The 24,504-nt window shown below is 39.9% G+C and carries 15 protein-coding genes and 1 tRNA gene; 10 read left to right on the top strand and 6 right to left on the bottom strand.

The genetic code is table 11. The features are described 5' to 3' along the window. Positions 1–77: 77 nt before the first annotated feature. From HXT55_RS00735 to HXT55_RS00720, 4 genes are all read left to right on the top strand, one after another. On the top strand, positions 78–1,397 hold the full coding sequence (locus HXT55_RS00735) for an ABC transporter substrate-binding protein (protein ID WP_004114086.1): 1,320 nt from the start codon (positions 78–80) through the stop codon (positions 1,395–1,397). A gap of 108 nt (positions 1,398–1,505) precedes the next feature. Then, positions 1,506–2,438, top strand: coding sequence for a carbohydrate ABC transporter permease (locus HXT55_RS00730; protein WP_004120282.1), 933 nt, complete (start codon positions 1,506–1,508; stop codon positions 2,436–2,438). Positions 2,439–2,481: 43 nt separating this feature from the next. Beyond that, positions 2,482–3,399: a carbohydrate ABC transporter permease gene (locus HXT55_RS00725; RefSeq protein ID WP_004114082.1), complete on the top strand. Its 918-nt coding sequence runs from the start codon at positions 2,482–2,484 to the stop codon at positions 3,397–3,399. A 103-nt stretch (positions 3,400–3,502) separates the two neighbouring features. Next, a complete protein-coding gene (locus HXT55_RS00720; RefSeq protein ID WP_421792243.1) occupies positions 3,503–6,655 on the top strand; it encodes a glycoside hydrolase family 2 TIM barrel-domain containing protein in 3,153 nt (1,050 codons plus the stop codon). A 106-nt stretch (positions 6,656–6,761) separates the two neighbouring features. Here the strand turns inward: HXT55_RS00720 and HXT55_RS00715 are convergent, their stop codons facing one another. The 5 genes from HXT55_RS00715 to HXT55_RS00695 all read right to left on the bottom strand — a co-directional run bounded on the left by HXT55_RS00715 (position 6,762) and on the right by HXT55_RS00695 (position 16,055). Beyond that, complete coding sequence (locus tag HXT55_RS00715; protein WP_075038468.1) at positions 6,762–8,189, bottom strand: alpha-L-fucosidase; 1,428 nt, start codon at positions 8,187–8,189, stop codon at positions 6,762–6,764. A 230-nt stretch (positions 8,190–8,419) separates the two neighbouring features. Beyond that, positions 8,420–12,301, bottom strand: a complete 3,882-nt coding sequence (locus HXT55_RS00710) for a discoidin domain-containing protein (RefSeq protein WP_421792240.1) — start codon at positions 12,299–12,301, stop codon at positions 8,420–8,422. 412 nt (positions 12,302–12,713) lie between these two features. After that, positions 12,714–13,160: an RbsD/FucU family protein gene (locus tag HXT55_RS00705; protein ID WP_004114069.1), complete on the bottom strand. Its 447-nt coding sequence runs from the start codon at positions 13,158–13,160 to the stop codon at positions 12,714–12,716. A 158-nt stretch (positions 13,161–13,318) separates the two neighbouring features. Further along, the gene (locus HXT55_RS00700; RefSeq protein ID WP_004114068.1) at positions 13,319–14,734 is read right to left on the bottom strand and encodes a DUF4032 domain-containing protein; all 1,416 of its coding nucleotides are present in this window, start codon (positions 14,732–14,734) and stop codon (positions 13,319–13,321) included. A 193-nt stretch (positions 14,735–14,927) separates the two neighbouring features. Next, positions 14,928–16,055 (bottom strand): ABC transporter ATP-binding protein, encoded by a 1,128-nt coding sequence (locus tag HXT55_RS00695; protein WP_004114066.1) that lies wholly within the window; start codon positions 16,053–16,055, stop codon positions 14,928–14,930. A gap of 353 nt (positions 16,056–16,408) precedes the next feature. Here HXT55_RS00695 and HXT55_RS00690 point away from each other — a divergent pair, with 353 nt between their 5' ends. From HXT55_RS00690 to HXT55_RS00665, 6 genes are all read left to right on the top strand, one after another. Beyond that, a complete protein-coding gene (locus HXT55_RS00690) occupies positions 16,409–18,130 on the top strand; it encodes a serine/threonine-protein kinase (protein WP_004116436.1) in 1,722 nt (573 codons plus the stop codon). 99 nt (positions 18,131–18,229) lie between these two features. Beyond that, a complete protein-coding gene (locus tag HXT55_RS00685; protein ID WP_065189345.1) occupies positions 18,230–19,171 on the top strand; it encodes a DsbA family protein in 942 nt (313 codons plus the stop codon). A 106-nt stretch (positions 19,172–19,277) separates the two neighbouring features. Beyond that, positions 19,278–19,351 (top strand) — tRNA-Thr (locus tag HXT55_RS00680). 424 nt (positions 19,352–19,775) lie between these two features. Then, positions 19,776–21,302 (top strand): G5 domain-containing protein, encoded by a 1,527-nt coding sequence (locus HXT55_RS00675; RefSeq protein WP_020759659.1) that lies wholly within the window; start codon positions 19,776–19,778, stop codon positions 21,300–21,302. A gap of 3 nt (positions 21,303–21,305) precedes the next feature. Further along, positions 21,306–22,196 (top strand): 16S rRNA (adenine(1518)-N(6)/adenine(1519)-N(6))-dimethyltransferase RsmA, encoded by an 891-nt coding sequence (gene rsmA / locus HXT55_RS00670; RefSeq protein WP_004114054.1) that lies wholly within the window; start codon positions 21,306–21,308, stop codon positions 22,194–22,196. A 141-nt stretch (positions 22,197–22,337) separates the two neighbouring features. After that, positions 22,338–22,961 carry a LytR C-terminal domain-containing protein gene (locus HXT55_RS00665; protein ID WP_009993929.1) on the top strand — a complete coding sequence of 208 codons (624 nt, stop codon included), beginning with the start codon at positions 22,338–22,340 and terminating at the stop codon, positions 22,959–22,961. Positions 22,962–23,031: 70 nt separating this feature from the next. Here HXT55_RS00665 and HXT55_RS00660 read toward each other — a convergent pair whose 3' ends face one another. Beyond that, positions 23,032–24,501, bottom strand: coding sequence for a CCA tRNA nucleotidyltransferase (locus tag HXT55_RS00660; RefSeq protein WP_004114050.1), 1,470 nt, complete (start codon positions 24,499–24,501; stop codon positions 23,032–23,034). Positions 24,502–24,504: the final 3 nt, after the last annotated feature.

Raw genomic sequence — 24,504 nt, 5'->3', positions numbered from 1 at the left:
TACGACATAGATGCCGCCGGCAATCAATACACAACTCGTCAAAGTCGACAAGTAAAGCTTCAAAGAAAGGAAGCGCCATGCATAGTGGAAAGAAAATTATTGGCATCATTGCAGCAGCGAGCGCCGCTCTACTATCGCTTGCTGGATGCGGTAACACCAATAACTCGAGTTCATCAGCGCAAGTTGATACTAAAACACCTGTTAACCTCACTGTGTGGACTGGTAATACAACACCAACAAAAGCAGCAGCAGCAATATTTGAAAAGAAATATCCAAACGTAAAAATTAAAGTAGAAACTGTAACAGACGCTTATCAGGCTCTGGATACAGCCATTCAAGCTGGATCGGGAATTCCAGACGTTATGGAATTTGAGTACTTGACGGTTCCTTATTTCGCAATTCAAAATAAACTTGTAGATTTAAGTACTCTTGGCGCAAATAATGATAAAGGCACATTTGTGAAAGGCGCATGGCAGGACATCAGCTTCAACAATAAGCCATACGCAATTCCAATGGATTACGGCCCAAGCGTCATGTTCTACAATAAGGCAATATTAGAAAAAGCAGGAGTAAGCAAAGTACCAGAAACTTGGGAAGAATATTACCAAGCAGCTAAGAAAGTAAAAGCACTCGGAGACAAGTACTACATAACAAATGACGCAAGCGATATCTTCACATTGCTATCCCTTGTATGGCAAGCTGGAGGGCATCCATTTAAGGTTAACGGAACCACTGCTCACATTAACGTAAAAGATCCAAAGATGCAGGAAGCTGTATCTTACTATCAGAAGATGATTCAGGAAGGCTTAATCGCAACTAATATCAAAACTTGGTCCGATGATTGGAACAGAGCTTTAAACGATGGAACTATTGCCACACAAATCATAGGAGGATGGTTCACCTCTAGCATTAAAGATCGCGCTCCAAAACAAGCTGGAAACTTCCGTGTTGCCCCTATGCCTCAATGGAAAGCGGGCGAACAGTTGAGCGCAGAAAACGGCGGCTCTGGCTTTGCTATTCCAGCGAAAGCAAAGAATCATCAATGGGCTTGGAAATTCTTGCACTTCCTTGCCTACGATAAGGAAGGCGTAAAAGCACGCGTTGATGCTGGAGTATTCCCTCCAAATGTTTCCGTACTTAAGAATAACGAATTCCTTTCTTCTACTGACCCTTACTTCGGAGACCAGAAGTACCGTGAGCCTATTGCCGATTCAGCTCAAAAAGTAGGAGAAGGATGGCAGTACCTTCCGTTCATGGAAAAAGTGCGTGATCTATATGGTGACAATATGGATTATGCAAAAGTAGCCAAAGGCGAATCACTGCAAACTCAGCTAGAAAACTGGGCTAAGCTGTGCATCGACTATGGAAACAAACAGGGCTTCACAGTAAGCAAATAATGTTTACTAATAATAGCAAATAAACTCATTACCATTTAAGGTGCTGTTGGTGCTACAACACCAACAGCACCTAATTTAACTGAAAAGTTTTTACATTGGGGGAAAGCAATGATATTGAACACTTCTAAAAATAAACGAGCGAATTTAACACGGCAACGCAATGGAATTAAACGCGAAGGAGCTGCTGGTTGGATGTTCGTGCTTCCATTTTTGCTTCTCTTTACCTTCGTGTTTATTATTCCACTTGTATACTCGATGTACATTAGTTTCTTCGGACACCAATTAATTGGCGGAACTGTGTTTGTCGGCGCAAAAAACTATCTCGAACTTTTGAAAGACCCATTATTGTGGCAGGGTATTGCACGCGTCCTCATATTTACAGCAATCCAAGTCCCTCTAATGTTAATAATTTCCATTTGCCTAGCGCTTGCTATCGATTCGAAACGTCTATATGGTACAAACTGGTGCAGAATCTCAATATTCATTCCATACGCTGTTCCTGGTGTTATCTCCACATTAATGTGGGGGTTCATCCTTGGAACTAGGTATGGTCTGTTTAAGAATTTTAATGAAATATCTCATACTGATATAAATCCATTTTCTCCTTCATTTATCATGATTTCTATCGGAGTAATGATTAGCTGGGCTGCTATTGGATATAACATGCTCATCTTCTATTCTTCATTAAAGGCTATTTCACCAGATCTTTACGAAGCTGCTGTAATTGACGGAGCAAGCTATCGCCAAATAGATCGTTATATCAAGCTTCCAGAGATTAGAGGCTCACTGGCTATAACTACTATCTTCTCAATAATAGGTAGTGTACAGCTTTTCAACGAGCCGCAAATTTTGTCAAAAATGGTTGGAGGCACTGGCATTACAACCAGTTGGACACCAAACTTATACATTTACAATCTAGCTTTTGGTGACTCTTCACAGGGATATGCTGCTGCAGCAGCATTGATTATGGCAATTATTGTCATTGTCGTTACATTTACGATTCAAATTCGCAATATGCGCAAAAATGTCACCGCTGATTAACCATAGACGAAATATGCAACGAAGCATCCAAAAGGAAGAACAAATGATTAATACAACAAAATCATCAAATAATCAGGCAGCGATGCCTCCACTCACGAGGTTCTACACTGTTGAACATCCAAAGAAGAGTCCAATGATGACATTCTGGGTGTATCTATATCTATTATACGCTCTCGTTCCATTTGTTTGGCTATTCATAAATGCTACAAAAACTAAGGCTGATTTTGCTTCTACATTCGGTCTATCATTTGGATCCTCATTCGCTCTATGGGACAACATAGTAGAGGTATTTACATATAACAATGGCATTTTCGCACGATGGATTCTAAATACGGTCCTATACACAATAATTGGCACTATCATTTCTGTATTGTTTGCAACTATGGGAGGATATGCTCTAGCAAAACTCAATTTTAAAGGCAAACACTTTATTTTGCTAACCATCTTAGGATCTATGGCAATTCCAGGAGTACTGCTTGTAGTTCCACAGTTCTTGATTTTCTCGCAACTTGGTTTAACAAACACTCCTTGGGCTGTAATAATTCCATCTCTACTAAACCCATTTGGTCTATATTTAATGTGGACATTTTCAGGGCAAAGTGTTCCAACTTCTCTTATAGAAGCAGCACGTATCGATGGTGCTGGAGAAGGACGCATTTTCTTCCAAGTTGCATTACCACTTATGAAACCATCATTGGTAACAGTGTCATTGTTCGCATTTGTTTCTATTTGGTACAATTACTTCCTTCCATTGATAATGCTGAAAGACTCTAAATGGTATCCATTGGCATTAGGTCTTGCACAGTGGAATGCTCAAGGCAATGAAGGTGGCAATATGCCTATTATTCCAAACCTAGTCATTACCGCATCTTTGCTAGTCGTATTCCCACTGATTCTGCTCTTCTTGGCATTGCAACGCTACTGGCAATCAGGCTTAGCAATTGGAGCTACAAAAGGGTAACCAGCTAAATCTGCTTTTATTGCTTCTGACAGTTTTATGCTGTCAGAAGCATAATTAATCTATACGTATTCTTAACTTTTACTAACACGATTTGGAGCATGTAATGGCTAGGCCATCTATTTATAATGACAATACTTGTTGGGATGAGCCAACATATACTTGCATATCTTCCAACTATGCAAAAACTGATTGGATAACAAATCCTCAGGTTTTTGCCGTTAACACTATTTCAGCGCATTCACATCATCATTACACAATAAATGACACCACACCAATACAGTCACTTAATGGAACGTGGGAAGTAAAGCTACTTTCTTCCCGCGTATTCAACCCTGAAAACTTAGATGAGGATATTAAAAATTACGAAGATTCTTCATATCAAACAATCTCAGTTCCATCTCACTTACAGATGAACGGTCTATTAAAACCGCAATACGTTAACGTTCAATACCCTTGGGATGGTCATGAGGACGTTAAAGCACCAAATGTTCCTTCCTTAAATCATGTGGCAATTTATAAGAAACATTTTGTTTTACAAAATAATCTTAAACAGATTTTGAACGAAGAATGTAAAGCTACTATTACCTTCCATGGAGCACAAACAGCTATTTATGTATGGATTAACGGAAAGTTTGTTGGATATAGTGAAGACTCTTTTACGTCGAGTGAATTTGATATTACTCAATTTTTAAAAGATTCTGAAAATAGTATTGTTGTAGCGTGCTACGAATTTTCTAGCGCATCATGGCTAGAGGATCAAGATTATTGGAGACTACACGGAATTTTCCGTTCCGTTGAACTGTGTGCACATCCTTCCACCCATGTATCAAATCTTCATGTTGATGCAGATTATAGCAATGATACAAATACTGGGAAACTCGCATTCAGAGCAAACATAGAAGGAGACAATTTAAAAGATATTACACTGCATACTTACATTACAAATCATAAATACAGCAACGATAAATTCACAAATAATAATGAGATTTTGTGGGACTGCACGCTACCTGCACAAACGATTACTGAACTAAAACAGACTACTATTACTAAAGCACTACCTTGGAGTGCTGAATACCCTGCGCTATATGACTTACATATTGATGTTGTAAGCAAAGAATCAAATATTATTGAACATGTAGTGCAGCCGATTGGTTTTAGACATTTTGATATTGAAAACGGCATAATGAGATTAAACGGAAAACGCATTATTTTCAAAGGCGTAAACCGTCATGAATTTAATTGCGACAGAGGCCGAGCAATAACATATGATGACATGGTTTCCGATGTGATTTTTTGTAAGCAACACAATATAAACGCTGTACGAACTTCTCACTATCCTAATCAAGATGCTTGGTACGATTTATGCGACGAATATGGGCTATATATTATTGACGAGACTAATTTAGAGACACATGGAACGTGGTCAGATGGGCGCGGAAACATAACTCCAGAATGCGCTATTCCTGGCAGTAGAGATGAATGGCGTGCCGCGTGCGTAAATCGCGTCGATAACATGATTAAACGCGATTACAATCACCCATGTGTGCTGATTTGGTCTCTCGGAAACGAGTCCTTTGGTGGAGACGTATTTCGTTCTATGTATCATCATGCTCATGCTCTAGATGCACATCGCCCAGTGCATTACGAAGGGCAGACTATGGATAAGTCTTGGCGCGATACTAGCGACATTGAAACACGCATGTATGCTCACGCAGATGAAATAGAAAAATACGTGTCAAACAACCCAGATAAACCTTATATATCTTGCGAATACATGCATGCTATGGGGAATTCATTGGGAAACATGAACGAGTATGTTGCTCTTGAAAAGTATCCGCATTACCAAGGTGGTTTTATTTGGGATTTCATCGATCAGGCAATAAGACAAACCCTACCAGACGGAACCACGCATTTGGCATATGGTGGCGACTTTGATGATCGACCTACCGATTATGAATTCTGCGGCAACGGTCTATTATTCGCAGATAGAAAACCAAGTCCTAAGGCCATTGAGGCTAAACAACAATATGCAAATATAAGACTATATCCAAACGAAAATGGTGTTCGCATAGAAAATCATCAGCTTTTCATGAATACTGAAAATTACGTATTCTTGGCAAAATTACGCGTTGACGGCAAAATTATGTGGTCTCAACCATATACGTGTAATGTGGAACCTGAAAATGATTTTGAAATGCCCATAGAGTGGCCATTAGAACAGTATCAAAGCAGTGGGGAAGAAATTACTTTTGAAGTTTCGTGCACGCTTGCAAAATCTACACGTTGGGCACAAAAAGGATACGAATTATCGTTCGGACAATACACAATATTAACTAAAAATTCAGAATCACAAGCTAAGCAAATATCAAATGCACGATTACATAAAGATGGCACTGTTACTATTGGACGCTGGAACGCAGGAACACGTAACTCTTCGATCGAAACGCTTTTTTCATATTCACAATGCGGGCTTATTTCATACCGTCTTGACGAACGAGAATTTGTGATTAAACGTCCTTTGATCACTACATTCCGAGCACTAACAGACAATGACCGCGGTTGCAAGCATGGTTTTGAGCGTGCTCAATGGTCTGTAGCAGGTAAATATGCTAAATGCGTAGATCAAACAGCTGAGAAGCTCGACGACAATACGCTACAAATTGTATACAAATATGAACTTGCTAACGCAGATCATACAATAGTGAATTTAACATATGTGTCTAAAACATCAGGAGATTTACACATTGAACTAAATTATGTTCCTTCTGGAAAAGATTTACCTTCCATTCCAGCATTTGGATTGGAATGGATGCTACCAATAGAATACAGAAACCTTGAATTCTACGGTATTGGTCCTGTTGAAACATATGCCGACCGCACCAGTGCGGGACGTTTAGGGATTTGGAAAACAAATGCTTTTGACGATTTTATGCCATATCTTGTTCCACAAGAAACTGGCAATCATGAAAAAGTAAGATGGGCAAACGTAACAGACGATTCTGGGCATGGCATGCGTATTCAGCGGCATAATAGTACTAGCAACTTCTGCGTAAGTTTACTTCCATACAGCAGCACTATGATAGAGGAAGCACAACATATAAGTGATTTAGGTGACTCAAAACATATGTTCTTGCGAATTCTTGCAGCACAAATGGGAGTCGGCGGCGATGATTCGTGGGGCTCGCCTGTGCATCCCGAATATCATTTGCCTGACAATAAACCATATTCTCTAAATGTGGATTTGCAATTATTCTAACCCTCCCTCCTATAGCCAATACCGCTGATATAGTTACAAAAAAGTTTCTATGTCAGCGGTATTTTATTGCTATTGAAATAAATTTATATCAGAGTTTTCTTTTCTACTACTCGTCTTGTGCAACTAGTGGATAGCATGATTGAAGAGCTACATATTGACGAATACTAGTTATTCTCACAGTTAACGATACTGCACGAATCGCGTCAAAACGTAGAATTTTGCGATATCCTATGGCATGAACATCTGAAACATGATGATTTACTCCACATTCATCAACAACGTGAATTTCAGCTGTTTCAACGTGTTGTCCTTTACTAATATCTTCTTCAATAACTAAGCCATCAATATAAGTAGGTTCAGTAAATACCATACGAAAATCAATCGGCTTAGAAGATGACAATGCTGTACCCTGTTTTCTGTCAACCAAGTACTTTGGATTTCCTTCATATGTATTAGGACTTAAAACTTGTATTGATAATGCTTCATGATCTCGTAATTCGCGCCCATGGAATTTACGAATCTTATCGCCCAATTCTTTTAAAATTTTAACATCAGAATCTGCTAACAAACCATGACGTGTCGGTGGCACATTCAACAAAAGTGTTGAGTTACCCCCTACAGATTTACACCATATATCAAATAATTCATCAGAACTGCGAACATTATTATCCTCATTATCGTGATGGAACCAACCTTTGCGAATAGAGGTATCAACTTCTGCTGGATACCAAGCAAAATCGCCTTCGTAGTGTGCAAGCGCCTTACGAGACCCTAAATCTTCATCAGTAGACGCAAATTTGCGAGAGAACTTACCATCATCTGATTGTTGTGATTTTGAAGAGGTTAATTCAGCACTACGTAATTCTGTAGGTAATACGCTCCACTCATTAGAGCGCGTATGACCAGCTTCATTGCCGCACCAACGCACATCTGGACCGCAAACACTGATAACAGCATCTGGCTGCAGCGCCCGGACTGTATTATAGATTCGTTGCCAGTCATAAGTTTGCGTTTTACCATTCTCACCCTCGCCGCAAGCACCATCAAGCCATACGGAAAAAATAGGACCATAGTGCGTTAGCAATTCAACAAGTTGATTAATATAAAAATCGTTGTAAACTTTGCCAGTGCCATATGATGATTCTGTACGATCCCATGGTGAAAGGTATACGCCAAATTTCATATTATGTCGATAAGCTGATTCACTAACTTCGCGCACAATATCTCCTTTTCCATTTTTATATGGAGAGGACGCAATGGTATGCTTGGTGTACTTTGAAGGCCACAAGCAAAAACCATCATGATGCTTGCAAGTTAGAATCACGCCGGTCATACCTGCCGATTGTAGAGCATCAAGCCACTGGTCAACATCTAAATTATCTGGATTGAATATCTTCGGATCTTCGTGACCAAGCCCCCATTCACGATCTGTCATAGTATTCATTCCAAAATGAATAAAACCATACATTTCCATGCGCTGCCAAGAAATTTGACGTGCTGTAGGCCTTACATTTGCTAAATAATCCTCATTCATGCTGCCACCCTGCTTTAGCGATCAATGCAACTTTACACCGACCAATCAATTGTTTACTATATTAACAAAAAACAAGGATGTGCGCCAGTTAAATCATTATCCGCATATTCAAAAAGCAGTATTCTAAAGTCTTTCAGACATAAAAAATCCCCATGCACAAATAGGCATAAACACTAAATACACATGGGGATACACTAACAGAATAGACTAATTATATACACCTATAATGGCTATTTTTGTCGCACTTTCCTACTATGTCTAACAAGTAAATGAAAAGCAAAAAATGTTAACGAAAGCACCGAGACGCCAGTCACACTACTACCTCCAGCAACCAACATGCCACGAGAGCACTTCTCACGTTTTTGACACAAGCCATTCTTACGAATAGTAGGCTGCTTATTTTCGCTCATTCTCAGTCCACTGACATTCGAATCACTTGGACCATAAGAATTATCCGACTGTCTTGAATCAGTAGAAACACCACCTGAATCAAGAACAGACGGACCAGACATAGACTTATTCCGCTTAGCCTTTGACATACCATCATGATTATCACCAGACTCCAACGTCACACTTGGACCATAAGAATTATCCAACTGTCTTGAATCAGTAGAAACACCACCTGAATCAAGAACAGACGAACCATGCTTAGATTTTGGAGTCTTCTTTTGCTCAGTCTTAGAAATCACTTTAATTTCACTAATAGTTGGACTACCCGGATGCCCATTATACATATCAACATTCGGATATACCTCATCTATCTGCACACGCAATTCGCTAGCATATTGAGAATTCTCGAAATTGATATCACTGAGATCTTCCTTTGCAGCATTATCTTTTCCATATATTCTTTCCCATGAGCTCTCACTATACGCTGAACGATCACACTGATTTTTTGTCCATAAGGAGAATTTTTTAATGCGATGGTTCACGTTACCCTCAACAAATTCTTCAATTTGCACAGCATCGAACTTAGCATTGCACCCTAATGTGACATCAAGCGTCACTGGATAATTTGGATTATCTGGAGCTGCCCAACGCGTAGATATGTCACCGTCAGTTAAGGATTTAGCAGCATACTCCGGCTCAGTACGTGATTGACTTGCTATAACATTCTTATCTTTCGCAATGTTCTTTGGTTCTATATCCTCAATTTTTTTACGTTCATAAGCTGCGTTATTTTCCAACCAATACAGCAATCGAGCACGACCTCCGCCAACACGTTCTAGTTTTACATCCTGCTCATCATCACCATCTTTAAGCGGAACTGTCTTAGCTATGTATGTACGCGGATCAACCTGCATGAGTATTGCATTTCTAGAAGGTCTTTTTACAGTAAGCGTGATATCCTGTGCCGTTTCAGCATAAGAACCATTATCATTACGTGTTGATAAATAATATGATGGATAGCGAGTATCACCAGTTAAAGCATTAACTACCAACAATGCCTTTGGTGCATATTTACTTTCACCAAAAATCTTTTTACGAATTTCCTCATTAAGATCTTTTAGTGTTGAGAAATGACCGACAAGCACATCTCCAGGTTTTCCGTTATTAACAGTTCCGACATTCTTTACGGTAATCTTTTGCAACCCAAATTCTGCATTCGCTAGCTTTCCCTCCGTGCTGTCAAAAGCTCCCATACGGAATCCCTGAATATTCGGAGCAGATGCACGATCTGCATATACGCCAGATTTCAATCCTGCATACTCATTATTCATTGCAACCAAGTATTTCCCAAGGCCCTGCACATCTTTGAAAATGCTAGAAAACTCGTAGAAGCTTCGCGTTGGAGCTCCATCTTGGTCAATAATCGAACTGCGATCATAAGCATTATATTCCATACGGAATAGCCCAAACCATTTTTGGCCAGTAGCTAATCCTATCATAGGAACAATCGACTTTTGAGAAGCAGAAACATTAGCATCCCAGTTGTAATCTAAATATTGTCCAAATAGAACTGGCTGACTGCAATCACCTGTCAAACCCTCTAGGGCTGCTTGTCTCTGAGAAGTCCATAGCTTATTCTGCAACATGTTTGCCACAATTTTACTTGGCTTTGGACCTTGACCTGCACCATAATAATATGTATCCCACGAAACAAGATCAGGCTTTGCTGTTTTGACAAAATGACTCATATTGGAATGCGTTTCCCAACCAAGACCAAGAGCTTGATTAGAATGCACTATTGCCCCAGGATACCTATTCTTAGACCAACTGAACCATCGATTAAATTTCTGTACTTCACTTTCGCTATAACCTCCCTCATCACCATATTGAATATCAACAAGACTATTAGCATATGGCTTCATTTCTTCAGTCAAAAAATCTTTAGGTACACTATTTTCACCCATACTATTGCCACCCTTTGGAGCTTTAGCAAGTGACCAAGGCACACCTTTCCCTAATTGCCGCATCAATGGAGCATTAAATAAAGGCTTATCATAGAACATAGGGAACGATCCGCCAGTTAAACGGCGTTCTGCATCGTTATAAACTCCACGCCCATAGCCTTCAGAAGGTACCCAAGTTGGCAATAATACACCGTATTGCAATGCCAATGCTTGTGCACGATTCACACCATATTTATTTTCATTTGCATTAAAACTGGTATATTTAGGTTTTTCATCAGGTACTTTAATTTCTTTTGGATTCTGACCCTCAGGCAACCCCCACACTTCTACTTCTTCCAATCTCATCCCAGTGGCACCTATTCCGTTTTGCTGTGGATCGTGAATTTTGGGCTTGTTAAGCCACACACGTATATCTTGTGTTTTATGATAACCGTTCAAATCCCAATACCATAAGCCATCACTATCACGCGTAAGGCTTGCATTGGTGACAACCGTATTCCAATTGTCACCAGCTTTGACATCAATAGCAACAGAATGCCCTCCTTGCCACCCAGGGGAGCCAGCTGGCATGGTCGGCCAACCATAAGCTTGTATACGTCCTACATAACGAGGGCTATTTAAATGAATTGTAAAACCAGTTGATTTGTTAGACCATTCAGCGCTATCTTTCAAACTCGTAGTATTCCAAGAAGTGGCACGCATACCATCCGTAACAATTAGATTGTCATTATCATTTGCACCATTTATCTTCACAGTTGCATTAATTTTTTCATTGCCACGGAAATCTGTGTCAACCTTTGTCACATTTACAACATATGTACTTGCAGCATTACCAACAACAACTTTTGCAACTATAGCATTAACACCTTTTGTTAACGGAATGCCCGATACTCTTCCATCAGAATCCACCTTGCGGCCATTGATAGTAGCCGTAGCCCCAGTGGGCAACTTAACTCTGGCAGACACAGAGGTTGTATGATAGTATGCAGTAGATTCATAAGTATATTGCGATGGACTGAAAGTAACTGGCTTACCAGGAGCACCAAATGGCAATTGATCAATGAAGAAATCAATAGGCGCAGCTGTTGCATCACCCCGTCCTTGTTTCTTCATATGTTCAACTGGTAAACATGGAACAAGTTTGATGTCTGAAGCCGACATATCTTTTTTGCTACTATCAACTGCTTTAAAACCAACCAACGTCAATATTGGCTTATTGGTAGATTTAAACGAGATAATTTGCGGCTCATTGATACCTTTTAAACCACCAGTTGCAATCAATTCGCCATTATTAAATTTCGTTTGATGAACTTTAGAACGCCAATTAATATCTTTCTTATCAGATGGATTTCCTGGATCTTTATCGAATGCAAAAACACTATAAACACCTGGCGCATTCGAATTACCTTGCACTGATTCATACGATGGCCGCGCAGTATACTGAATTCCACAAACCTCTCTATTAGTATTATTTTTTATAGCGAGAATGTGTGGGAAATTATCGTATCCACCTTGCCATTTTGTTGTCCAAAACGTTTTAGCACTATCCACGCTCCCATCGCTATCAGTAAGCGCAGAAATGGTACCATTTGGCTTTTTCTCACCATTTTTTTCTTCAGAACTTGCCCACAGTATTGAGGGATGGAATGGATCAATTGAATCTTCCTGTGGCACTGAAGCTTGTGCAATCATCGGACTAGCCATACTGATCGACAAAGCAAATATTGCGCCGCCTTGCAACAATCGTCGAAACTTCATGGGATTCCTTTCTTCATTAAGCCAGCCATCCACATCTCTTCATCGAAATGTAAATATGTGTACCTCAAACAAAGATAAAATCGATAAAAACGCACACACATTTGTGCGGTTAATGCACAAATGACTGAATTACATACGGGCTGCCATCGCTGCCAGCCACAGTTATAAATAATCAAGAGCAACAATATGCATCGCATATACGTATTGTTTACACTCATTATAATAACCAGAATTAATTGTATACTAAGTTAACAAAAAACACCATACACTCAAAACCACAAGTTTTATCAATACACAACTAAAAACACTGCAGCGCAAAATAAGAAATTACAAAAATCTTATTTACAACAATGCAGTGTTAAAAAATACTCTAATCAGAATCTCTGGTGGGGTTTATTGGTATAAGGGTTATTTATTCTCCAGCGAAAACCACACCTTTTCGAAGCATAATATTCGCATATTGAGCACGTTCACCAGTAGCAACCACACAATACGCATTCTTCGCTTCATCATAAAATGCAAAACGCTCCAAGGTTCCTATGGTATTAGCGCCGCGCTTATCAAAACCAGAAATAATATCTTCATAGTCTTTCCAAATTGGAGTTTCACAAGAATCCCCTGGAACAACTTCCATAAGAGTAACTGGCTTAGATGTGTACTGGTCAAGAGGCATAAGCTTCAATATCGCTTTTAGCAATTCTGAAGTACCATGACCATCACAACGAACAACAATTGCATCTTTTCCTACCGATTCGGTTGGAAAATTTCCATCTGCCAAAACCAAAACGTCTCCATGTCCCATTTCGCAAAGTACTTTCAATAATTCTGGCGATATAATGGGATCAATGCCCTTTAACATAGAAATCTCCTTTGATTTACACAATAACTATTTCCGTTAGTTGACAATCATTGGCAACTAATAGGTTGAATAATATCACACGATATTAATAAAAAATTCCATAATTATAGCAAAATATTCTTTGCTGATTAAAGAAAAATATGAACTAACTAGTGAATTCAACTAGCCCAAACACTAGCGTCTTGGTCATCTTCATCAATATCGCGAGTCATAGGAGACGAAGTGGAATACGTGTATTCATCATCTACCACACCAGAATCAGCATCCGCATTAATCGCGGCCAAAACACGCTTGTCCATCTTATATTGCGGTAAAACGTTCTTAATATAGCTTGTTACAGCGTCTTGCATAGAAACATCATGCCCAACGCGTTCCGCCATAAACCAACGATGATCTAATACTTCATGGAAGAACTGTGCAGGTTGGATTTGCGATCTAAACTCAGCAGGAATCATGCGTACCGTAGGCTCAAACACCTCACGCATCCAATCAGTAGCAACAATCTCCAACTCTTCGCCCTGGCGCCACGTAGACGTACGATAAGCATCTAAATCATTAAGAAGCCTACGAGCCTGATTCTCCTGAACATCAAGACCAGTCAAACGAAGTAGCTTACGTGAAGCATAACCAGCATCCACAACTCGTGGACGAACCAACACTCTTCGCCCATCCACAGAAGTCTTCATTTCCAACTCGTCAACATAAAAACCAAGCTCATTAAGCCTATTGACTCGTCTTTCAATACGCCACATTTCGTCTGGGCTAAATTTGTCCACATCTGTAAGCGTGCTCCAAAGAGAATGATAACGGTCAACTAGCCTATCTCCAATGCTAATCTCATCAACCTCACCAGGCAAAAGTTGACCAGAACTTAAATCCATTAGTTCGCCAATTATGTTTGTGCGAGCTAAATCAATATCGTATTCACGCTGACCTTCTGTAAGGCTTCCATGCAAATCACCTGTTTCAGCATCAACTAGAAATGCTGTAAAAGCGTCCGCGTCTCTTAAAAATAGAACGTTAGAAAGAGAAACATCTCCCCAATAGAATCCCGAAAGATGAAGACGAACCATAAGCACAGCAAGCGCATCAATCAAACGCTCTGCAGTATCAGGTCTTAAGGTACGAGCAAACAGAGCACGATATGGAAGAGAGAATTTAAGATGACGAGTTACCAGCATTGCCTCAAGCGGTTCACCGTTCTTATCTTTTCTACCAGCTACAACCGCTATAGGAGTAACGGTTGGAAGCTCCAATTTGCGCAAACGCCTTAAAAGCTCATATTCTCGTTCAGCAACTTGACGAGTAATTTCCTTCATTGCATACACTTCGTCACCTACGTGCACAAAGCGCACAACGTGCCTAGAGATACCGCGCGGCAAGTTTACAAAAAGATTCGTAGGCCATTGAGATAATGGAAGCTCCCACGGAAGCATAAACATTTGAGGATTAGAGCTTGCGGCAGTAATCTTCAAAGCTTGAGGCTCTGCAGAAGATACAGTTTCATCCTGCGCAGATACTGATGTTGCTTGCATAGCACGTGGATCCAATAAAGGAGTATCGTTCCATTCCATAAACTTTAATCTACCCGTTAAGTTCGAACGCCAATAATTGAATAATAAATCGCAATCAAATTATAACTAATCGCATTATAACTAATCGTAAATAATTCAAACGATGCGAAAACGGGGCTCGCGTAGCGAACCCCGCCATACCCTTATACAGAAATCTTGGGCACTTTAGACAAAGCACCCAAGAAAACAGCAATTAGTTCAAACGCAGCTCTGTAGAAGGTGCAAACAGGTGCATCTTGGATGGATCAATCTTGATCTTTACAGTGTCACCGACCTTTGGAAGCGCACGTGGGTTCACGCGAATCGTTGTGAGCTTGTTCTGGTCGCTCATCATTGTAGACGCTTCTTCTGGAGAACCATCAGTGATGATGTTTCCGTAAATATAACCGTCAGAGCCAAGATCTTCCACGTTCACAACCTTCAAGGAGAAGGCATTTGGATCATCAGAAGTTGCCAAGCTTGCATCTTCTGGACGGAAGCCGACAATAATCTGACCCTTATCTTCTTCAGTAAGCTTATCAACAGCTTCTGCTGGAAGAGTGATGGAATCTTCGCCAATTTGAGCCTTGCCATCAACAACTGGATGCTGGTTGATGTTCATAGATGGGGAGCCAATGAAGCCTGCAACGAAGACGTTCGCTGGACGATCATAAAGCTCGGTAGGAGCACCAACCTGCTGCAAAACACCAAGCTTGATTACAGCAATACGATCACCCATTGTCAAAGCTTCAGTCTGATCGTGGGTCACGTAAAGGGTAGTGACGCCAAGCTGACGCTGCAATGCTGCAATCTGTGTACGAGTCTGTACACGAAGCTTTGCATCAAGGTTGGAAAGAGGCTCATCCATGAGGAAGACTTTTGGTTCACGAACAATTGCACGACCCATTGCCACGCGCTGACGCTGACCACCAGAAAGTGCCTTAGGCTTACGATCCAAGTACTCAGTCAAATCCAAAACCTCAGCAGCCTTTTCAACACGCTTGCGGATTTCTTCCTTACTTACGCCTGCAATCTTAAGAGCAAATCCCATATTGTCTGCAACAGTCATATGTGGATACAATGCGTAGTTCTGGAACACCATTGCAATATCGCGATCCTTTGGCTGCATTGTAGTAACATCTTGACCACCAATAAGAATGCGACCTTTGTTAACCTCTTCCAAACCAGCTAACATTCTCAATGTAGTTGACTTACCGCAACCAGATGGACCAACGAGTACAAGGAACTCGCCATCCTTAATAGTCATGTTCAAATCATCAACCGATGGCTTGTCATTGCCAGGGTAAATACGGGTGACATGATCAAATACAACTTCTGCCATGATATTTTCCTTTCATCGGCAGGTACGTGCCGAACGATCCGTTGTGAAGGGTGTGCACTCAAGACCCCAAGTCCTACGTCGGCGGCGTCAATCGTCCACATTTACTTACATGGTTCATTGAAGGTTCTCTTCGTTGAGCCATGCTCTAATATATCATGTTTATTTAGTAAAAACAGCAAAATTACAGTATTTTCTAGCATTTCGGCGTGTCGAACAGATAAATCACATATAAACAATGTTTAACAAACACGCATTAATATGCATTAAATATATAAACATTTGTTTATAAAATTTTGTATAAATTTTCCACCAAAACGCATAATTGGCATACTCTCCCATTACCATAATGCATTATGGAAGATGTGAGCATATTTGATTTGCGTTCTGGTCAAAACATTGGCGGATACACGCTAATTGAACGCTTAGGCGGAGGCGCTATGGGGTCTGTCTGGCGCGTTCACGATGATGGTGGCCAACTTTACGCAATGAAAATTCTGCGCGCATCTATGTTAGAAGATCAAAGTGAAGATTTAGATTCATTAGAAAACACTAATCCTCAAGAACAAGCAAGACTTAGACTTAAACGAGAAGCTCTAGCTTTACAAAAAATTCATCACGAAGGCGTGTGCTCAATAGTAGATATGGAGCTTGATGCTTCCATAGCCTTTATAGTTACAGAGCTAATTGATGGGCACAATCTTAAAGAAGATGTCGCTATTAATGGTCCATATGTCGCAGACGATTTAGAACGACTCGCTCATAAGCTAATCGATGCAGTAAAAGCTGTTCATAACGCTGGAATAATACACAGAGACATTAAGCCTACAAACGTTATGATTTCTACAACAGGACCAGTTTTAGTTGATTTTGGTATATCTATGGGTCAGGGCGAATCACATGTAACACGCACTGGTTTAGTTATGGGCACCCCTGGTTTTATTGCTCCAGAAATCATTGAAGGATCAGACTCTGACGAGATTACGGATTGGTGGAGTGTTGCTGCAGTTCTTGCTTTTGCTGCAACAGGAAAGCCTGTTTTTGGAACAAAACCAATAATGGCGGTTTTGGAAAGGGCAGCTTCAGGAAACGCTAATCTTAATGGACTCCCTATAAATACTATGCATGCATTTAGATCTGCATTGAGTCCTAAAAGAAGCGAACGCTGTACTCCCGAACAACTTGAGCAAGCTATTTACCAAGATGCGTTAAATCCCCTGTCTTTACAGGAATCTAACTACCCTTTTGACTATACGGCTGATGGGTTAACCGTACCTAATCAGCTAACACAAACTCGGATTATGTCAGAAAATCCTAGAAAAATGTGGGTTTCTGAAGATACTAAAAGAAGTGATTTTACAACAACTGTTAATACAACACGTTTTAATACAGATTCTGATGACTCTACAAAAATTGTTGATAGACAAAATTTCAATCAACAAGATGTTGATGAGCAGAATAATGTTTATCAAGATGAACAGGAATACGAGAATAAGCAAGAATACGCAAAAAATTCTGAACAGGGTAACATACATCCTAAAATAAGCAAATACATGTTTCGCGGAACATTTTTTTTAATAATATTTGCAATACTTTCCTCATCTATTTCAGTATTCTCTATTATTGACGCACTGTCTGCAAACATTATTCTTATGCTTGTTACAGCCACAATAGGATACAATGTTTGCGCGCAATTACGCAGACAATCCGCAAATGATTCGACCGGTGGAAAAGATTGGCTAATAAGAATCGGGAGTATACCTTGGCATTTTGTACGAGCGTCTATTTACACGATACCTAGATTAGTCACAATGATAATTACAGGTGTTATTGGCGCATACATCTACCCACTTATGATTCATGCAACTCCACAATTAATTAAATTCAAAATATGGTTTATTACCATACATTTTCCAACTTACTCTCCAGAGGTTTTCTCTCAAACATCAATTGGATATCTTATTGGTTTTATAGCAGGATGGATTATTGCTTTTATTTTAGGGAAAACTAAGATCTTCAGAATCGGGGCAGGAGCAATTCTCGGAGCGGGAAAAATCTCAAACGAGCAAGAAATATAGACAGTTGATACCGTCAACTAGACTATTCTGCAGATATTTTTATTCCACGAGAACATCACCAAATTTGCTTGTACAGAAACCTGTGCAGAAAGGAACAACATGCCAAACATTAATCAAAACAGCATGCAGAATCACAATGGTAAGGATCTTAAAGACAAAAAGGCTAAAGAGTTACGCCAGCAAACTATTGTTGGAATCGTTGTTGTGGTTATTTTACTTGGCATGATTGCTGCGATTGGCATTACGGCTCTTAATGCAAACAATATGGAAAATCAAAAGAAAATTGAGCAGGCTCAACAAGCAAGACGCGCTGTTAAAAAACTTACGACTAACCAAAAGCCTAAGTACTCTAACAACGAGGGCGGAATTTTAATCAGCAAAAACGGCTATGGAACAACAGTTGAGAATGCTCCAACCATTGCAGTTTATGCTGATCCACTATGCCCTGGGTGCGGTAATTTTAATCGCGATTCCGATCAAATGCTTATTGCCATGATGAAGGCTGGTCAGATTAACCTTGAGATTCACCCAATGTCATTCTTAGATCGAATTTCTAGCGACCACTATTCAACACGTGTAACTGGCGCAATCGCATACATTTCGTCTAACGACGACAATCCTTTGCATTTGCTTCAATTTATTAACAACATTTTTGCTGAAGATTTCCAGCCAGAAGAAGGCGATGATTATAAACCTGTAAGCAATGAAAAGCTTATTGAACAGGCAGTTAAGGCTGGAGTTAGCAAAGAGGTAGCAAGTAAAGCGTTTGATAGGAATTATCTCGCTTGGCAAGACGCTATTAATTCCGATACTCCAAATCGTAAAGCTTTGTGGAATGTTAGCGGACAAAATAAGGGAGCTATGACAACTCCTACAACTACTATCAACGGGAAACTTCTTGATATGGTTGAAGTTAGCAAGAAGAAGCTTAGTACACCAGATGCAATTCTTAAGTCTATTGGGTTAGACAAATCTAAGGTTGGAGTTGAAGGTGTTATGCCAAAAATAACTGACAAAGATCAGCCAAATCCTATTGACTAGTTCTTGTTGATTAGTGTTTCAGCGCAAACAAGTTGCATTTTGGCATTGGGTGCTGGTACACTAATCAATGTTTTGCGCGCAAGCTAGTTATTGCACGCAGAGACGTGCCTCCTTAGCTCAGATGGCCAGAGCGGCCGCCTTGTAAGCGGCAGGTCGCCGGTTCGATCCCGGCAGGAGGCTCTGTTTTATTCTTCTACTTGTTAAAATACGATCGTTAATAGTGTTAAGTTGAAGGCTTTTGGCAATTTTAGTAAAATTTGCATTAAAGGGTTAGAATTAAAGCAAATACGTTTATAGATTTGTCGTATGATAATTTATAAAAAGTAAGACTTATTCATCATAAAACATAAAATAAAAACTTACAAAAGATTTGCATTGTAGACTTTGCTTGAGTAAGTTCTCGGAAATCTTCCCCCAACTCAGGATTTCCGAGTAAGAGGGTGGAGCGTCCCCCAACCAGCTCCTCCTCTACGGGGGCGGGAACAATCCCCTTCTCTCCCGCCCCCATTTTTATGATAGATTTCATCAACATTTAGAAGCTTTTAGCTCAGTTGCGAGCATTATATATAATTAAAGTTCAGTTTTACTTTGGAAGTGAGGTTGAATGGCACGCAGATGGACGCCTCAGAGGTTTGTTGTAATGAGAAGAATACGCATCCTTGTATGCGTTTTGGCTCTTATTATCTCAAGCACTGGGATTTTTACTCTTTCTGCGCGAAAATCTGTAGCTCTAATTGTCAATGGTAAAACAAGAATTGTCACAACCTATGCGTCTACTGCACAAAGACTTCTGCAGGAACAAAAAATACCCGTTAAAACGCATGATCAAGTTATTAGTACTTCGGGAGAAATTCTTGCAGATCACACAACTGTAACTGTTAGGAGCGCTTACCAAACTTCTGTAACAGTAGATGGCATAACAATACCATTTTGGACTGTTGCAACCAGCGTAGATCAACTAATTGGATTCTTCCAAGCAAATGCAGATCATGCTGCAAAAATCACAGTAAATTTGCAGAATATTTACGACAAACTCACTGGAGGATTGTCTATTAACAAAAAAGGACCTGTAGAGGTTATTTGCGATGGCAAATCTAGGATAGCGCCAGATGGAACACTTCCAGCAAGTTCTATTCTCGATTCTCTAGGAATCGTTTTGGGAAAAGAAGATAGAGTTACCGTAAGCGAAAATGGATCACAAACCGTATTACGCATTCTTCGCGTAACTCATGGAAAAGAATCTAGAAATGTCATCGTTCCTTTTAACACTAGAACGATAAATGATCCAAATTTGCCATCTGGAGTGAGAGTTGTTAGACAATCTGGAATAAATGGCGAGCGAACAGATTTATACAATGTGACTTATGTTGATGGTAAAGCAGAAAGCTCTGTATTAATAAAACAAAACGTGATTACTCCTACAACAGATCAGATTGTTGCTGTAGGTAGCAAACCTAATTATCAAGCCCCTAAGCAGAATAAGCAAAGTAGTAACAACACTAACGGAAAGACTTCACAAAAACCTTCTAGCAATACTAATTTGAATAAAACTAACACTAAACAAGAAATAAAACCACAAGAATCTAAAAAACCTTCTCAAAATAGTCAATCCCAACAAAGTGTGCAAAATTCTCAAAACCATAACAATAGTAATTCACAAAATCAGCATCAATCTAATGCGAATAATCAGCAAAATCCTTCTTCCTCTTCTCAAACACAAGCACCTGCAGCATCACAGCCAGCATCACAAACGCCAGCTCCCGCTCCTGCAGCCCCACCAGCACCTGCTCCACCAGCCAACAATCCCAATGGCATGGTTCACGCCACTCCTGAGCAAGCAAAGCTATATGCTCAAGCTGCATGTGCTCAAATTGGTTGGACTGGTGCAATGTGGGAAGATCTTGTTAAATTGTGGACAAGAGAATCTCACTGGCGTTGGAACGCAGAAAATGAAAGCTCTGGCGCATACGGAATACCACAATCTCTTCCAGCAAACAAAATGGCGAGCGCAGGAGCAAATTGGCACGAAGATGCATCAATACAAATAACGTGGGGAATTAATTACATTAAAAGCAAATACGGGAATCCTAGCGAAGCATGGAAGCATTCAGAAAAGTTTGGATGGTATTAAAGTTTGGATGGTATTAAATTGACACAAAATAATATTAGTGAGCAAGAAGGCTCTCTTCTTGGAGCCGCTGACATTCGTAGGATTGCAGCAGAAGAGGGCATTACTCCTACTAAAAAATTCGGTCAAAATTTCGTTATTGACCCTGGTACGGTTAAGAAAATCGTTACTGCGTCAAAAATTAATTCAAACGATTTTGTTATGGAAGTAGGCCCTGGTCTTGGCTCTCTTACACTTGCGATTCTTCAAGCTGGCGCAAATCTTACGGCTGTAGAAATAGATCCTCCGCTTGCTAAACGTTTGCCGAGTACCGTTAAAGAATTTATGCCTAACGCCTTAGAACGATTTAATGTGATTCTTAAAGACGCGCTCGAATTAAACGCTCAAGACGTTCCCAATTTAGCAAATGCACAACACTTTACTCTTGTTGCTAATCTTCCTTATAACGTTGCAACCCCTATTATTCTTACACTTCTTGAAAAGTTTAATAATCTTACAAGTTTCCTTGTAATGGTTCAAAAAGAGGTGGCAGATCGCCTCTGCGCTCAACCAGGCACAAAAACATATGGAACTCCAAGTGTAAAGTTGGCTTGGTATGGCGAATCTCAAAAAGCTGGTTTAATTGGTAGAAATGTATTCTGGCCTGCTCCAAATGTTGATTCTGCTCTCGTTTATTTTGAAAGAAATAACGAGATAAGAGAAGATGAGCAAGAGCGAGAAAAAGTGTTTAAAATTATTGATGCAGCGTTCCAACAGAGAAGAAAAACACTGCATTCTGCTCTTAAAGGCATTATTTCTAATGAATCGTACGATATTGCCGGAATAGACCCAACTAGGCGTGGAGAGACCCTTACATGCGCAGAATTCTTGGCTCTTTATAAAGCTTCGCAGATATGAATTATTTTTAAAAACACAGTCATACATAGTAAGTAAAATTGCTAGTATTGTTTTGTGTATAAAACATTATGATTTATGCATAATTGCAAGTCTCGTACAATAAGATACGCAACAGAAACATAGTACAGATCGGAAGTTAGCATGACGCAATTTTACGACGAGCGGCTGGCGCGCAGAGAGTTCATGTATCAAAAGAAACGATTTGTACTTACTACTGTTGGAATTTGTGTTGGAGCAGCGTTTCTTCTTGCTGTTCTAGTGCAATGCCATGTATTTGGTATTGCTGCCCCTAAAACTCCAGAAATCGACCCAAATTATGGAGTTCAAGCGCCTTGCCCTACAAAAAATAAAGATGAGAATAAGGCTACTTATATCGATAATCGTGCTGTTCCTATTCGAGTACTAAACGGAACAAAATTCCGTGGATTCGCAAGAGCGGTAGGAGAAGGACTACGAAACCGCGGTTTTAACCTGATTGAAGTTGGAAATAGCGAAAAAAGTGTAAAACGCACAACAATCTACTTTGGTAAGAAATCAATTAATGAAGCTTATACTTTAGCTGCTAACTTTAAAGACGCTATTTTGCGAATGGACGATAGACAAGATAAGCTAATTGACGTGGTTTTAGGCGTAACATTCAACAATCTTAAACCTAAGACTGATGTTCCTGCAGCAGGTGCAACAATAGTTGAAATAAAAGGATGCGCTGATTTTAACTCTATGAAAAATCTTCCAAAATCCGCAAATCATAATCCAGTTCAATAAGTTTTATTCAACAACATGATGTTAAATAAAGCAAAATAAAGTTAGAATAATAAAACTTTACTTATTTAAGCTACTTATTTAAGCTGGAATACCATTTCTTTAATTCCTCAACAGCAATATCGTGATCTACTGGACCGTTATCAAGGCGATAATCCAACATATGCTTATATGCTTTACCAACAATAGGACCAGGTTTCAAATCAAGCAATTGCATAATCTCATTGCCATCTAGGTCTGGACGAATCGCGTTAAAATCTTCCTGCTTTTTAAGCTCTTTAACTCGCTCTTCCATCTCATCCATAGCCTGCTCAAACATCAGCGATTTACGCTTGTTCTGTGTAGTTGCATCCGCGCGGGTTAGACGATTTAATCTCTCATACAAGTGTCCTGAATCCTTAACATATCTGCGTACAGCAGAATCAGTCCAAGGCTCGTCAACATATCCATGGAATCGCAAATGCAGATTCACAAGCTCGCTTACATCATCAATAATATGATGATCAAAATGAAGAGCTTTCATGCGTTTGCGAGTCATTTTAGCTCCAACAACATCATGATGGTGGAAACTTACTTTTCCGCCTTCTTCAAATTTTCTAGTACGAGGTTTGCCAATATCATGCAAAAGAGCAGCAAGTCTCAAAGTCAAATCGGGTCTAGGAACCGCGCCTTCGTTATCTGTTTCTAATGCTATTGCTCGTTCAAGAACCATCATTGTATGCTCAAAAACATCCTTATGCCTGTGATGTTCGTCAATTTCTAAGCGCAATGCAGGAATTTCTGGCAAAACCCTATCTGCAATACCAGACTCGACCATAGCTTCAATACCAGCACGAGGATTAGCAGAAAGCAGCATTTTTGTTATTTCATCGCGGACGCGCTCTGCAGAAACAATATCCAACCTAGAAACCATATCTAAAATAGCTTCTGCAGTATTTGCTTCAATAGTGAAACCAAGTTGAGCAACAAAACGAACAGCACGCATCATTCTTAAAGGATCATCGTCAAAAGATTGACGAGGATCTACTGGAGTACGCAGAATACCTTTTGCTAAATCATTCGCTCCACCGAATGGATCTACAAATTCCAAATCTGGAACACGCAAAGCCATTGCGTTCACAGTAAAATCACGCCTAGAAAGATCACCTTCCAAAGTATCGCCATATTTTACTTCTGGCTTCCTAGAATCTGGCTCATAGTCATCACATCGGTATGTTGTTATCTCGACTTTTACTTCTGTTCCGTCTTTTCTGCGACGAACAGCTCCAAGCGTGCCAAATTTTCGACCCATATCCCAAAAGCCATCGTGCCCCCAACTCCTAAGAATATGCTCAAATTCTTCTGGTTTGGCAGAAGTGCAAAAATCAAGATCGTGCGACGTTCTATGCAACAACATGTCTCGTACAGGACCGCCTACAAGAGCCAGCTCATAATTATGTTTAGCGAATAATCTACCCAACTCCATGGCTTCAGGCCAAACTTCAAAGTTCACAGACACGCTTGGAAACACCCTTTCAACAAAAATCAAACTATATTCCAGCATACC

This window comes from Gardnerella sp. KA00718 (assembly GCF_049244285.1).
GTDB classification, from domain to species: domain Bacteria; phylum Actinomycetota; class Actinomycetes; order Actinomycetales; family Bifidobacteriaceae; genus Bifidobacterium; species Bifidobacterium vaginale.
The sequence above is the reverse complement of the archived record's forward strand: the minus strand, read 5'-3'. Positions and strand labels throughout refer to the sequence as shown.